The sequence below is a fragment of the Azospirillum sp. B510 genome, assembly GCF_000010725.1.
GTDB lineage: Bacteria > Pseudomonadota > Alphaproteobacteria > Azospirillales > Azospirillaceae > Azospirillum > Azospirillum lipoferum_B.
The window spans coordinates 710,633-723,779 of record NC_013856.1 but is presented as its reverse complement, the minus strand read 5'-3'; the positions used below and the strand labels follow the sequence as shown (position 1 = coordinate 723,779).

The 13,147-nt window shown below is 68.4% G+C and carries 9 protein-coding genes and 1 pseudogene; 6 read left to right on the top strand and 4 right to left on the bottom strand.

Features of this window, described 5'->3' with window-relative positions; translation table 11 throughout:
* The 4 genes from AZL_RS24565 (at position 1) to AZL_RS24550 (ending at position 3,798) form a co-directional block, all read left to right on the top strand.
* Positions 1-1,626 carry a PAS domain-containing sensor histidine kinase gene (locus AZL_RS24565; protein ID WP_042445232.1) on the top strand — a complete coding sequence of 542 codons (1,626 nt, stop codon included), beginning with the start codon at positions 1-3 and terminating at the stop codon, positions 1,624-1,626.
* A 13-nt stretch (positions 1,627-1,639) separates the two neighbouring features.
* Positions 1,640-2,308: a response regulator transcription factor gene (locus tag AZL_RS24560; RefSeq protein WP_012977125.1), complete on the top strand. Its 669-nt coding sequence runs from the start codon at positions 1,640-1,642 to the stop codon at positions 2,306-2,308.
* Between the two features lie 124 nt (positions 2,309-2,432).
* Positions 2,433-2,849 (top strand): response regulator transcription factor, encoded by a 417-nt coding sequence (locus AZL_RS24555; protein WP_012977124.1) that lies wholly within the window; start codon positions 2,433-2,435, stop codon positions 2,847-2,849.
* 169 nt (positions 2,850-3,018) lie between these two features.
* Positions 3,019-3,798 carry a helix-turn-helix domain-containing protein gene (locus tag AZL_RS24550; protein WP_012977123.1) on the top strand — a complete coding sequence of 260 codons (780 nt, stop codon included), beginning with the start codon at positions 3,019-3,021 and terminating at the stop codon, positions 3,796-3,798.
* An 81-nt stretch (positions 3,799-3,879) separates the two neighbouring features.
* On the opposite strand, the gene AZL_RS24545 is transcribed toward AZL_RS24550, so the two are convergent.
* The 4 genes from AZL_RS24545 to AZL_RS24530 form a co-directional block, all read right to left on the bottom strand.
* Positions 3,880-7,056, bottom strand: coding sequence for an efflux RND transporter permease subunit (locus tag AZL_RS24545; RefSeq protein WP_012977122.1), 3,177 nt, complete (start codon positions 7,054-7,056; stop codon positions 3,880-3,882).
* A gap of 86 nt (positions 7,057-7,142) precedes the next feature.
* A complete protein-coding gene (locus AZL_RS24540; RefSeq protein WP_012977121.1) occupies positions 7,143-8,306 on the bottom strand; it encodes an efflux RND transporter periplasmic adaptor subunit in 1,164 nt (387 codons plus the stop codon).
* Between the two features lie 5 nt (positions 8,307-8,311).
* The gene (locus AZL_RS24535; protein ID WP_012977120.1) at positions 8,312-9,085 is read right to left on the bottom strand and encodes an alpha/beta hydrolase; all 774 of its coding nucleotides are present in this window, start codon (positions 9,083-9,085) and stop codon (positions 8,312-8,314) included.
* Between the two features lie 292 nt (positions 9,086-9,377).
* Positions 9,378-10,586: an IS256 family transposase gene (locus tag AZL_RS24530; protein WP_012976606.1), complete on the bottom strand. Its 1,209-nt coding sequence runs from the start codon at positions 10,584-10,586 to the stop codon at positions 9,378-9,380.
* Positions 10,587-10,636: 50 nt separating this feature from the next.
* Here AZL_RS24530 and AZL_RS24525 point away from each other — a divergent pair.
* Both AZL_RS24525 and AZL_RS24520 read left to right on the top strand, forming a co-directional pair.
* A pseudogene (locus AZL_RS24525) lies at positions 10,637-11,596 on the top strand (IS3 family transposase); the annotation flags it as partial.
* Positions 11,597-11,701: 105 nt separating this feature from the next.
* A complete protein-coding gene (locus AZL_RS24520) occupies positions 11,702-13,042 on the top strand; it encodes an IS1380-like element ISAzs3 family transposase (protein ID WP_012977118.1) in 1,341 nt (446 codons plus the stop codon).
* Positions 13,043-13,147: the final 105 nt, after the last annotated feature.

Below are 13,147 nucleotides of genomic sequence, written 5' to 3'. Positions count from 1 at the left end.
ATGAGAGTTCGAGGATGGGACGTGGCCGACGATAACCGGGACGAAAACCTGGGTGCGCTGTCGCAATTGCAGGCGATGCTCGACACCGTGCCCGACGGCATCGTCATCATCGATGACCGGGGCCGGATCCGGAGCTTCAACCCGGCGTGCGAGCGGCTGTTCGGCTGGACCGCGGCGGAGGTGGTCGGCCGCAACGTCAGGATGCTGATGCCGCCTCCCTATCGGGAGGAGCATGGCGGCTATCTCGAGCGCTATCACCGGACGGGGGAGCGGCGGATCATCGGCATCGGCCGCGAGGTGACCGGCCAGCGCAAGGACGGCTCCTGTTTCCCGATGGATCTGTCGGTCGGCGAGGCGAAGCAGGACGGCGCCCCCGTCTATATCGGCATCATCCGCGACCTGACCGCGTCCCGGCAGGCGGAGGCGGCGCTGCGCGAGCGCGAGGCGCGGCTGACCTCCATCCTGCAAACGGTGCCGGAGGCCATCATCGTCATCGACGAGACGGGCCTGATCGAATCCTTCAGCCCGGCGGCCGAACGGCTGTTCGGCTACGCGGCGGCGGAGGTGGCGGGCCGCAACATCAGCATGCTGATGCCGTCCCCCTACCGCGAGCAGCATGACGGCTATCTCGAGCGCTACCAGCGGACGGGGGAGCGGCGGATCATCGGCATCGGCCGCGTCGTCTCCGGCCAGCGGCGCGACGGCTCGGTCTTCCCGATGGAGCTGGCGGTGGGCGAGGTGCTGCTCGGCGGACGGCGCTGCTTCACCGGCTTCGTCCGCGACCTGACCGAACGGCAGGCCACCGAGCGGCGGTTGCAGGAATTGCAGTCGGAGCTTCTGCATGTCAGCCGGGTCAGCGCCATGGGTCAGATGGCCTCGACGCTGGCGCATGAGCTGAACCAGCCGCTGACCGCCGTCATCAACTACGCCAAGGCCGCCAAGCGCCTGATGGAGCGGCCGGAGACGGTGGCCAAGGCGATCGACATGGTCGACAAGGCCAGCGCCCAGGCCACCCGCGCCGGGCAGATCATCCGCCATCTGCGCAGCTTCATCGAGAAGGGCAAGACGCACCGTTCCGTCGACTCCCTCAACAAGGTGGTGGAGGAGGCGAGCGCGCTCGCCCTGGTCGGCGCCAAGGAGCGGGGGCTGCATGTGCGCTTCGACCTCGACGCCACCGATCCGCAGGTGATGATCGACAAGGTCCAGGTCCAGCAGGTCATCCTCAACCTCGTCCGCAACGCCATCGAATCCATGGCGGGGGCGGGCGCCGCCGGCCCCGGCGTCCAGCGGGTGCTGACCATCCGCACCGGCCCCGAACCGGGGGAGGCGGCGTTCCGCCGCGTCCTGGTCGGCGACAGCGGCCCCGGCGTGCCGGAGGAGGTGCGGGCCCAGCTGTTCCAGCCCTTCGTCACCACCAAGGCCGGCGGCATGGGGCTGGGGCTGTCGATCTGCCGGTCGATCATCGAGGCCCATGGCGGGCGCCTGTGGCTGGAGCCGCCGCCGGCTCCGCCGGCGACCGGCGCCAGCTTCGTCTTCACCGTTCCGCTGGCCGATCCCCCGGCGGACGCCGTGGCCGATCCTCCGGACACCTCCCCGGACGCTCCGGAAATCGACGATGCCCGCTGACACCGGACCACAGATGACCACCGACCTCACCGTCTTCATCGTCGACGACGACGACGCCATCCGCGATTCCGTCCAGGTCCTGCTGGAATGCGCCGGCTTCCGGGCGGAAGGCTACTCCACGCCGCTCGCCTTCCTCGACTCCGACGCCCCGTCGCGGCCGGGCTGCCTGCTGGTCGATGTGCGCATGCCGCAGATGAGCGGCCTCGACCTCCAGGAGCGGCTGGTGCGCGACGGCCATGCTCTGCCGGTGGTGGTGATGACCGGCCATGGCGACGTGCCGCTCGCCGTGCGCGCGATGAAGGCGGGGGCGGTTGATTTCGTCGAGAAGCCCTTCGAGGAGGAGGCCCTGCTCGCCGCCGTGCGCTCCGCCCTGGCCCGCGTGGCGGCCGGCGGGGCGCCGGCTTCGCCGTCGCCGCCCGTCGCCGCCGAAGCGCCGTCCCCGCCGCCCTCCGCCCCGCCGGAGGTACTGGCCCGCCTGTCGGCGCTGACGCCGCGGGAACTCGACGTTCTGCGCTGGCTGGTGGCCGGCAGGTCGAACAAGGTCATCGCGTTCGAGCTGTCGATCAGCCCGCGCACCGTGGAGATCCACCGTGCCCGCGTGATGGAGAAGATGCGGGCCGACAGCCTGCCGACCCTGGTGCGCATGGCGATCGCCGCCGGGGTGGTTCCGGGCGGCGCGTGATCTGCATCAAAAGCGCGCCGCATACGCAATCGTCCTTATATCGGCACTCCCCGCCGCATTTTATCTTCCATGACGCGCCGCTTCGTCGGCGCCGTCGTGTTTGCAGGGAAGTGCGGAGGCCGTCATGGATCACCTGGACAAGGGACCGGGCACTGGACCGGCCGGAGAGCCGGGTGCCGGCATCGTCCACATCGTCGACGATGACGAGCCGGTCCGCGACTCCCTGAAGGCCCTGCTGGAGGCGTTCTCCTTCGATGTCAGGGATTTCTCCTCCTGCCGCGAGTTCCTCGACGGCTTCGACGGCGATCCGCGCGGCTGCCTCGTGCTCGACCTGCACATGCCGGTGATGAGCGGGCTGGAGTTCCTGGAGCGCCATCGCGGCGACCTGCACGGGATGCCGGTGATCATGGTGTCCGGGCGCGGCGATCCCGCGACCTTCGCCCGGGCGAAGGAGGCCGGCGTCGTCGCCGTGCTGGAGAAGCCGTTCGACGAGGACCAGCTGATCGACATGCTGACCGGCCTGCTGCCTGATTCCGTCTGATTCCGTCCGACATGGCGGGCGCCTGCGGCCTTATACGTAGGTACAGTTACGTACGCAAACTTCCTTAGGTACATCACCGCACTGCACAGGATGGCGGGGGAGCGGTAGCGTCGGGCCATCGGATGCGGACCGAACCGGACCGCATCGCTCCGTCAAGGCCGAGGTTCCGATGTCCACGCACGCCGCCATTGCCGCCCACGCCAGCCGCGCCGTTCCTGGTTATCTGGTTTCCGCCCTGGCGTCGTCGCCGGCCGCCGGTCCGGGGGCCATGACCCAGGATCTGCTCCCGCAGCCGGCCACCCAGCCGGCTACTCCCGCCGACCGCTTCGCCAGCCTGGGCCATGCCAAGGTCCATGAGCGCGAGACCACGCTGTTCCGCGAGGGCGACGCGGCGGGGTCGGTGTTCCGCGTGCTGAGCGGCATGGTCCGTCTCTACAAGATGCTGCCGGACGGCCGGCGCCAGATCATCGGCTTCCTGCAAGCCGGCGAGATGATGGGGCTGGCCTTCGCCGACCAGTATCTCTACACCGCCGAGACGGTGACGGCGACCACGATCCAGCGCATCCCGCGCCTGGAGCTGGACGCCCTGATGGATGCCCAGCCCGCCTTCGCCCGCCGGCTTTTGTCGACGACCACGTCGGAGCTGATGGCGGCGCAGGACCAGATGGTCCTGCTCGGCCGCAAGACCGCCGCCGAGAAGGTCGCCACCTTCCTGATGCGGCTCGGCGACCGCAAGGGCGCCGGCAAGGGAGATGGCAAGGGAGACGGCCGCACCATCGATTTGCCGATGAGCCGCGGCGACATCGCCGACCATCTGGGGCTGACCACCGAGACGGTGTCGCGCACCCTGACCAAGCTGAAATCGACCCGCCTGATCCGCATCCTCGTCGGCGGCAAGCTGGAACTGCTGGACCGCGACGCGCTGGCCGACCTCGCCGGCGGCTTCTGACCTCCCACACCCGCGAAAAATCCCCTCCCCCCTTTCGGGAAGAGAGGATTTTCCCTCACTCAAGCCTTCGGTCCACCGCCCTCACTCCGCCGGCTGCGCCCCGGCATGCGCCGGCGCCTCCGCCCGCCGCTCCGCTCCGGCCAGCTTGCGCAGCAGCACATAGAACACCGGGGTCAGCACCAGGCCGAACAGCGTCACCCCGATCATGCCGGCGAACACCGCGACCCCCATGGCGTGCCGCATCTCGGCACCGGCGCCGCTGGAGGTGACCAGCGGCACCACGCCCATGATGAAGGCGATGGAGGTCATCAGGATCGGCCGCAGCCGCATCCGGCTGGCCTCGATCGCCGCCTGCACCACGCCGCGCCCCTCATGCTCCAGCTCGCGGGCGAATTCGACGATCAGGATGGCGTTCTTCGCCGACAGGCCGACCAGCACCATGAAGCCGATCTGGGTGAAGATGTTGTTGTCGCCGCCGGTCAGCCACACCCCGAACAGGGCGGACAACACGCTCATCGGCACGATCAGCAGGATGGCGAGCGGCAGGGTCAGGCTCTCATACTGCGCCGCCAGCACCAGGAAGACCAGCAGCACGCTGATCGGGAACACCCACAGCCCCGCATTGCCGACCAGGATCTTCTGATAGGTCAAATCGGTCCATTCCAGCTTGACGCCGCGCGGCAGCACGTCGGCCGCGATGCGCTCCGCCGCCGCTTCCGCCTGTCCCGACGAATAGCCCGGCGCCGGCCCGCCATTGACGTCGGCGGCGGTGAAGCCGTTGTAGCGCACCACCATCTCCGGCCCATAGCCCGGCTGCACCGTGACCAGCGACGACAGCGGCACCATGGTCCCCGCCGCGTTGCGCGTCTTCAGCAGCCCGATGTCGTCGGCGCTGTCGCGGAACGGCGCGTCGGCCTGCACCCGCACCTGGTAGACGCGGCCGAAGGCGTTGAAGTCGTTGACATAGAGCGACCCCAGATAGATCTGCATGGTGTCGAACACCTCGGCGACATTGACGCCGAGCTGCTTGGCCTTCACCCGGTCGAGATCGACGTCGAGCTGCGGCACGTTGATCTGGTAGGCGGAGAAGGACGGCCCCAGCTCCGGCGTCTGCGCCGCCCGTTTGACGAAGGCGTTCACCGCCTCGCTCAGCGCCTCGTAGCCGAGATTTCCCCGGTCCTCCAGCTGCATCTTGAAGCCGCCGAGCTGCCCCAGCCCCATCACCGGCGGCGGCGGGAAGATGGCGACGAAGGCTTCCTTCAGCCCGGCATAGCGCCGCTGCAAATCCATGGCGATGGCGCCGGCCGCCAGCGACGGGTCATGGCGTTCGGCGAAGGGCTTCAGCGTGACGAAGACGATGCCGGCGCTGGAGCTGTTGGTGAAGCCGTTCACCGACAGCCCCGGAAAGGCGACGGCGCTCTCCACGCCGGGGCGTTTCAGCGCGATGTCGGTCATCTCGCGGATCACCGCCTCCGTCCGGTCGAGCGAGGCGCCGTTGGGAAGCTGGGCGAAGCTGATCAGATACTCCTTGTCCTGCATCGGCACGAAGCCCGACGGTACCGCGCGGCCGAGCAGAACCGTGGCGCCGATCAGCAGGGCATAGACCGCCAGCATGACGCCCTTGCGCCGCACCACCCCGCCGACGCCGCGGCCATAGCCGTCCGACGCCTTGTGGAACACCCGGTTGAACAGCCGGAAGAAGCCGCCGAAAACCCGGTTCATCCCACGGGTCAGCCAGTCCTGCGGCTGGTCGTGGCCGCGCAGCAGCACCGCCGACAGCGCCGGCGACAGGGTCAGCGAGTTGAAGGCGGAGATCACGGTGGAGATCGCGATGGTCATCGCGAACTGCTTGTAGAACTCGCCGGTCAGGCCGGTCATCGCCGCCAGCGGCACGAAGACGGCGACCAGCGTCAGGGCGATGGCGATGATCGGGCCGCTGACCTCCTGCATGGCGCGGATGGTGGCGTCGCGGGCCGACAGGCCCGACGCGATGTTGCGCTCGACATTCTCGACCACGACGATGGCGTCGTCGACGACGATGCCGATGGCCAGCACCATGCCGAACAGCGACAGCGCGTTGATCGAGAAGCCGAAGGCCAGCAGCAGCGAGAAGGTGCCGACGATGGAGATCGGCACCGCCAGCAGCGGGATGATCGACGCCCGCCAGGTCTGGAGGAAGACGATCACCACCAGCACCACCAGCGCCACCGCTTCCAAGAGCGTGTGCACCACCGCCTCGATGGAGGAGCGGACGAACTGCGTCGGGTCGTAGACGATGGAATAGGCGACGCCGTCGGGCATGTCGTCCTTCAGCTCCGCCATCACCTTGCGCACCTCGTCGGAGATGGCGAGCGCGTTGGCGTCCGGCGTCTGGGTGATGCCGAGCGCCACCGCCGGCTTGTTGTCGAGCAGCGAGCGCAGGCCATACTGCGCGGCGGCCAGCTCCACCCGCGCCACGTCGCGCAGGCGGGTGACGCCGCCGTCGCCGCCGGTCTTCAGCACGATGTCGCCGAATTCGTCGGCGGTCTTCAGCCGGCCGCGCGCGTTGATCGACAGCTGCAACGGCACGTCGGGCGGCGAGGGCGAGGCGCCGATGACGCCGGCCGCCACCTGGACATTCTGTTCGCGGATGGCGTTGACGACGTCGGTGGCGGTCAGCCCGCGCTGCGCCACCTTGCCGGGGTCGAGCCAGACCCGCATGGCGTAGTCGCCGGCCCCCCACACCTGCACCTCGCCGACGCCGGCGATGCGGGTCAACCGGTCCTTGACGTTCAGCACCGCGTAGTTGCGCAGATAGGTCATGTCATAGCGGTCGTTGGGCGACAGCAGATGCACGACCATGGTCAGCGTCGGCGAGCTCTTGACCGTGGCGACGCCCAGCCTTTGCACGTCGGCCGGCAGCCGCGGCATCGCCTGGGCGACGCGGTTCTGCACCAGCTGCTGGGCCTTGTCGGGATCGGTGCCCAGCTTGAAGGTGACGGTCAGCGCCAGATTGCCGTCGCTGTTGGCCTGCGACTGCATGTAGAGCATGTTCTCGACGCCGTTGATCTGCTCCTCCAGCGGAGAGGCGACGGTCTCGGCGATCACCTTGGGGTTGGCGCCGGGGAACTGGGCGCGCACGACGACGGATGGCGGCACCACCTCCGGATATTCGGAGATCGGCAGGCGGAACACGGCGATCGCCCCCGCCAGGAACAGCGCCACCGACAGCACGCCGGCGAAGATCGGCCGGTCGATGAAGAATTTCGAGATGTTCATCTGGGGTCTCCCAGGGTGCACGCTTCGGTTCCCTCTCCCGGGGCGGGAGAGGGCTGATAAAGGCGCACGCCCGTCTTGTTCGTGTCTTAGCGGGCCGCCGTCTGGGTCTTTTCCGTCCCCATGGCGACGGTCTTCGGCGTCACCGTCATGCCCGGCCGGGCGTGCTGGGTGCCGTTGACGACGACGCGCTCGCCGGCCGACAGGCCGTCGGTGACCACGCGCAGCCCGTTCTGCGCGGTGCCGAGCTTGACCGGCCGGTATTCCACCTTGTTCTCCGCCGTCACCACCAGGACGAACTTCTTGTCCTGGTCGGTGCCGATGGCGCGGTCGTCGACCAGCAGCGCGTCATAGGGCTTGGTGCCCCCCACCGTCACCCGCGCATAGAGCCCCGGCACCAGCGTGCCGTCGTCATTGTCGAAGCGGGCGCGCACGCGGATGGTGCCCGACACGCTGTCCATCCGGTTGTCGACATGCTCCACCATGCCGGAGCGCGAATAATCCTCCTCGTTGGCGAGGCCGAGCCGGACCGGGATCGTGCCGGAATCGCGCATCGGCGCGATGTGGCGCAGATAGGTCTGCTCGTCGACATCGAAGGAGGCGTAGATCGGCGACTGCGACACCAGCGTCGTCAGCGGCTCCGCCGCCGCCCCGGCCGCCACCACGTTGCCGACCGTGCGTTCGGCCCGCGACACCCGGCCGGACACCGGCGCCGTCACCCGCGTGTAGCCGAGATTGAGCCGCGCGATGTCCAGCGCCGCCTGCGCCGCCTTCAGGTTGGCGGCGGCCTCGCGGGCGGCGTTGTCCTTCTGGTCCATGGTGCTGCGCGAGATGGTGTCGTCGCGCACCAGCTTCTGGGCGCGGTCGAGGTCGGCGACGGTCAGCCGCACCCGCGCCTGGGCCGCCGCCACCTGCGCCTCGGCCCGCGCCACCTCCGCCTCATAGGGGCGGGAATCGATGGTGAACAGCACATCGCCCTGTTTCACCAAGGCGCCGTTGCGGAAATGCACGGCGACGATGGTTCCGGGCACCTGCGGCCGGATGTCGACGCGGTCGACCGCCTCCAGCCGCCCGGAATAGGACTGCCAGTCCGTCACCGGCCGGGCGAGCACGGTGGCGACATCCACCTCGGCCGGCGGCGGGGCGGGCGATGCGGTTTGCGCTTCGGCCGGGCTGCGCAGGGTGGCGGCGCCGGTCAGCGCCGCCACCGAAACACCGGCCGCGATCAGGAGGGAGAGTGTCTTGCGGGACATGGCCTTTACCTTTGGCTCGAAGTGTCGGGACGGGCGCCGGTCAGGCGGCGCCGGAAGAAATCGGCGGCGGCGGCGAGCGCCGGCGGGTGGTGGGCGAGGCCGGCATGGCTGACCCCCTTGAAGCGGGTGACCTCGGTCGGCACCCCGGCGTCGATCAGCCGGGCGGCGTAGCTTTCCGCCTCCGGCCGCAGCGCGTCGTTCTGCGCCGTGGCGATCAGGACCGGCGGCAGCCGGCCGAGCCGGCGCGATTCCAGCGGTGCCGCATAGGGATGCAGCCGCAGCGCCGCCTCCGGCAGATAGGCGCGGTAACAGCGGGCGCAGTCCGTGGCGCTGCCCTCGCCGTCCTCTTCGCCATGGGCGAGCCGCGTCAAGCTGGGATCGAGCATCGGCCCGAGCAGCGCCTGCGCCGCGATCTCCGGCCCGCCGCGGTCGCGGGCGAGCAGGGTGAGCGACACCGCGACATGCCCGCCGGCATCATGGCCGGCGACGCCAAGCGGCCCGGCCCGCTCCGCCAGCCAAGTGGCGGCGGCATGGGCATCCTCGATGGCGGCGGGAAAGGGATGGGCGGGGGCCAGCGCATAGCCGACCGCCACCACCAGCGCCGGAATGCTCTCCGCCAGCGTCGCGGCCGTGATCTCCACCTCCTCGACGGAGCCGGAGGTGAAGCCGCCGCCATGGAAATACAGCAGGCCGGGCAGCGGCCCTTCCCCTGCCGGCCTGAACAGGCACAGCGGAACCTCGCGGCCCTCCACCCTCAGCGACGCGCGTGAACGATCCATCCCGATCCGGCGACCAGCGCCCCTCCTGCAATGCGGTAAGAGGGATAGTGGCTAACCGACCGGCCAGGATAAAGCCGCCGCGCCTGGGAACAGAATTCAGCCGGGACGAACAATCGGGGCGGGGCGGGGGTGGCTGTTTGTGGGGGATGGGCTATTCGGGTGGGGCGCCGTCCTGGCGCGAAGGGAGCATGAGCCCTCTCCCCCTCGGGGAGAGGGTGAACCGCACCGGGTTTGCTGGGATAGTGTCCGCGAACGTGGTGGAAATTCGGATGCGCGCTGAGGTGGCCATTGTTCAGGCGGCCTTTGGTGGAAAGGTGATGGCCGGTTGGCTTTCACTGGCCGGCGTCAGCTCGGCCATGGCCTCGACCTGCATGTAGCGGTTCTGGGTCTGCCATTCGTCATTCTGTTCGAGGAGCACCGCGCCGATCAGTCGGATGATGGATGCCTCACTTGGGAAGATGCCGACGACGTCGGCGCAGCGTTTGACCTCCTTGTTCAGGCGTTCCAAGGTGTTGGTGCTGTGCAGCTTGGTGCGATGCTGGGCGGGAAAGCCCATGTAGGCGAGCACGTCATGCTCGCTGCTGTCCATGAAGGAGGCCAGCTTGGGCCATCGGTCGCGCATCTGCTCGGCGATATGTCGGAAGGCTTGGTGAGCGGCTTCGGCGTCGGGCTGGAGAAAGGCCTGGCGCAGAGCGGCGGCGGCCATGGAGTTCTGGGCCTTGGGCACATAGGCGAGCGCGTTGCGCATCCAGTGGACTCGGCAGCGCTGCCAAGTGGCGCCCATGACACGGGCGATGGCGGCCTTCAGCCCTTCATGGGCATCGGAAATCACCAGCTTCACGCCCTTCAGGCCGCGGGCCTTGAGTTTCTTGAGAAAATCGCTCCAGAACACCTCGGCTTCCGACGGGCCGATGTGCAGGCCGACGATCTCGCGCTTGCCCTCGGTGTTGGCGGCCACGGCGATTATGGCGGCGACGGAGACGATGCGTCCCCCCTCGCGCTGCTTGAGGTAGGTGGCGTCCAGCCACAGGTAAGGCCAGTCGCCCTCCAGCGGACGGTCGAGGAAGGCGTTGACCCGCTCGCCGATGTCTCGGCACAGCTTGGAGACCGTCGACTTCGAGATCCCCGACAGCCCCATCGCCTGGGCCAACTCGTCAACGCGGCGGGTCGAGACACCGCCGATCCAGGCTTCCTGGATCACCGCCACCAGGGCTTTCTCGCTGGTCTTGCGGGCTTCGAGAAAGGGGGGGAAGTAACTGCCCTGACGCAGCTTGGGGATGCGCAGGTTCAGCGTGCCCAGGCGCGTATCCAGCGCCCGGTCGCGGTAGCCGTTGCGGTAGGTCTGCCGCTCGGCGCTCCGTTCGTGACGCCCGGCGCCGATCTGGCCTTCGACGTCGGCTTCCATCAGCATCTGCAGCACCGTCTCGGCGACGGCGCGCAGAAAATCGCCGTCGCCGGCCTTCTGGAGCAGGTCTGCCAGTGCCATACTGTCCTCGGTCATTGGGGTGGTCCTTCGGGCAAGAGGAAGTGCGCAACTCCACTCTAGCCGACCGGCCCAATGACCACCTCTTTCGCGCAAGGCGCCGCCCTGGGGGTGGGGCATGCCCCACCCCCAGGGCGATCACCAAATTTCCACCACGTTCGCGGACACTATCGGCGCTCGCGGTCCAGGAGCGCCAGACGGTGCTCGCCCTTCTGCGCGAGCCGCGCTTCGTCGATCTCGCCCCGGCGGAAGTCTACGCCACCCTGCTCGATGAAGGCGTCTATCATTGCTCCATCCGCACCATGTACCGCCTGCTGGCGGAGCATGACGAGGTCCGCGAACGCCGCGACCAGCTCCGTCATCCGGCCTACCGGAAACCCGAATTGCTGGCCAAGGCCCCGAACGAGGTCTGGTCCTGGGACATCACCAAGCTGATGGGGCCGATGAAGTGGTACTACCTCTACGTGATCCTCGACATCTTCAGCCGCCGCGTTGTCGGCTGGTGCGTCGCCGATGCCGAGAGCGCCACCCTGTTCAAGGCGCTGTTCGAGGAGACGCTGGCCAAACACACCGTCCCGCCCGGCCAATTGACCCTGCACGCCGATCGAGGCGGCCCGATGAAGGCCAAGGCCACCGCTCTCCTGCTCGCCGACCTCGGCGTCACCAAATCGCACAGCCGGCCACACACCTCCAATGACAACCCGTTCTCGGAGGCCCACTTCAAGACCATGAAATATCAGCCGCAATTCCCCAAGCGCTTCGGCTCCATCGAGGATGCCAGGGCCTTCTGCCGGGACTTCTTCACCTGGTACAACCGGGATCACCACCATGCCGGCATCGGCCTGATGACCCCAGACCAAGTCCATTACGGCCAAGCCGACGCCGTCCATGCCGCCCGCCAGCAAACCCTCGACCGTGCCTTTCGCCGCACACCGGAGCGTTTCGTTCGCAAAGCGCCTCAACCACCCGCAAAGCCAATCGAAGTCTGGATCAATCCGCCGCAAAAGCCGGAGAGCATCCAAGCCTAACCGGGAAAATTCATGAGGGTTGGCGGGTGTAGCGGCATCCGTTGAGCGGCCGTAGGATTTGGGTGCTGACGCCAACTCCTGCCGTTTCCGGAGCGCCCACCCGCCATGGTTGATCATACCCTGCCGCTGCCCGGCCTGTCACCCGTTGCTGGAAAGCCGGTGATCGGGCGCTTTGATGGCGGCCGCCTGTCCTCCGATGGCGGGCTGCTGGTGCTGCGGGAGGTGGCGAAGCGGCTGCGGATTGCCGATCGGCTGGCCGCCTGTATTGAGGACCCGCGCGATCCAACGCGCACCGTGCATTCGCTGGCCGACATCATCGGCTTTCGCCTGCTGGCCATCGCGGCGGGCTACGAGGACGGCAACGACGCCGGCAGTCTACGCTCCGACCTGCTGTTCAAGATGGCCCTGGAACGCCTGCCGTCCGAGCGTGACCTTTGCTCGCAAGCCACCATCTCACGCCTGGAGAACCTGCCGGATACCCGCGCCCTGCTGCGCATGGGCCGGGCTCTGGTCGATCTCTACTGCGCCTCGTTCCGCCAGGTGCCCAAGCGCATCGTGCTGGATGTGGACGACACCTTCGACGCGGTGCATGGCGGCCAGCAGTTGCGCCTGTTCAACGCCCATTACGACGAGTACGGCTTCCAGCCCATCGTTGTCTTCGACGGCAACGGCCGCTTTGTCACCGCTGTGCTGCGCCCAGCCAAGCGGCCCAAGGGGACGGAGATCCGGACCTTCCTGCGTCGCCTGCTCCGCGCCATTCGGGCAAACTGGCCCAAGACCGAGATCCTGCTGCGCGCCGACGGCCATTACGCCTGCCCGGAGGTGCTGGACTGGTGCGAGGCGGAGGGGCTCGACTACGTGCTCGGTCTGCCGACCAGCAGCACACTGCGCCGTCACGTCACCACGCTGGAGGCCAGCACCGCGGCGCGCTTCCAGGCCATGCCCGGAGCCGACAAGGTGCGCCGCTTCAAGGAATTCTATGACGGGGCCAGCACCTGGAGCCGGGTCCGCCGCATCGTCGCGCGCGTCGAGGCAGGAGACCAGGGCACCGACAGCCGCTTCATCGTCACCAACCTACGCCACGGCACGGGTCGCTGGCTGTATGCCGGCCTGTATTGCGCGAGGGGACAGGCGGAAAATCATATAAAAGCCTGGAAATCCCACCTTGCCGCAGACCGGACCTCCTGCACCAAGGCGACGGCCAACCAGTTCCGCCTGTTCCTGCACGCCGGGGCGTACTGGCTGCTGTGGAGCCTGCGCTCGCTGATGCCGAAACGCTCCCGCTGGCGCACGGTGCAGTTCGACACCTTGCGATTGCGCCTGGTGAAGATCGCCGCGCGCATCGTGGAGATGAAGGCGCAGATCAAGGTTCACCTGCCGACCAGCGCGCCCGATCAGGCGATCATCCACCTCGCCCTCGGCCGCATGCCCCGGCTCATCTGCTGAGCACCGGGGCAGCGTGCCCCAGCCGTCACCCAATCCCCTCCACCACCAACTCCGACACCGTCACGCCGCCGTCAGCGCGGCGGCCGACGACGCGCGCCCATACAG

Coding starts and splice junctions, on each gene's coding strand:
- AZL_RS24565 (WP_042445232.1), top strand. CDS start 1: ATGAGAGTTCGAGGATGGGACGTGGCCGACGATAACCGGGACGAAAAC.
- AZL_RS24560 (WP_012977125.1), top strand. CDS start 1,640: ATGACCACCGACCTCACCGTCTTCATCGTCGACGACGACGACGCCATC.
- AZL_RS24555 (WP_012977124.1), top strand. CDS start 2,433: ATGGATCACCTGGACAAGGGACCGGGCACTGGACCGGCCGGAGAGCCG.
- AZL_RS24550 (WP_012977123.1), top strand. CDS start 3,019: ATGTCCACGCACGCCGCCATTGCCGCCCACGCCAGCCGCGCCGTTCCT.
- AZL_RS24545 (WP_012977122.1), bottom strand. CDS start 7,056: ATGAACATCTCGAAATTCTTCATCGACCGGCCGATCTTCGCCGGCGTG.
- AZL_RS24540 (WP_012977121.1), bottom strand. CDS start 8,306: ATGTCCCGCAAGACACTCTCCCTCCTGATCGCGGCCGGTGTTTCGGTG.
- AZL_RS24535 (WP_012977120.1), bottom strand. CDS start 9,085: ATGGATCGTTCACGCGCGTCGCTGAGGGTGGAGGGCCGCGAGGTTCCG.
- AZL_RS24530 (WP_012976606.1), bottom strand. CDS start 10,586: ATGACCGAGGACAGTATGGCACTGGCAGACCTGCTCCAGAAGGCCGGC.
- AZL_RS24520 (WP_012977118.1), top strand. CDS start 11,702: ATGGTTGATCATACCCTGCCGCTGCCCGGCCTGTCACCCGTTGCTGGA.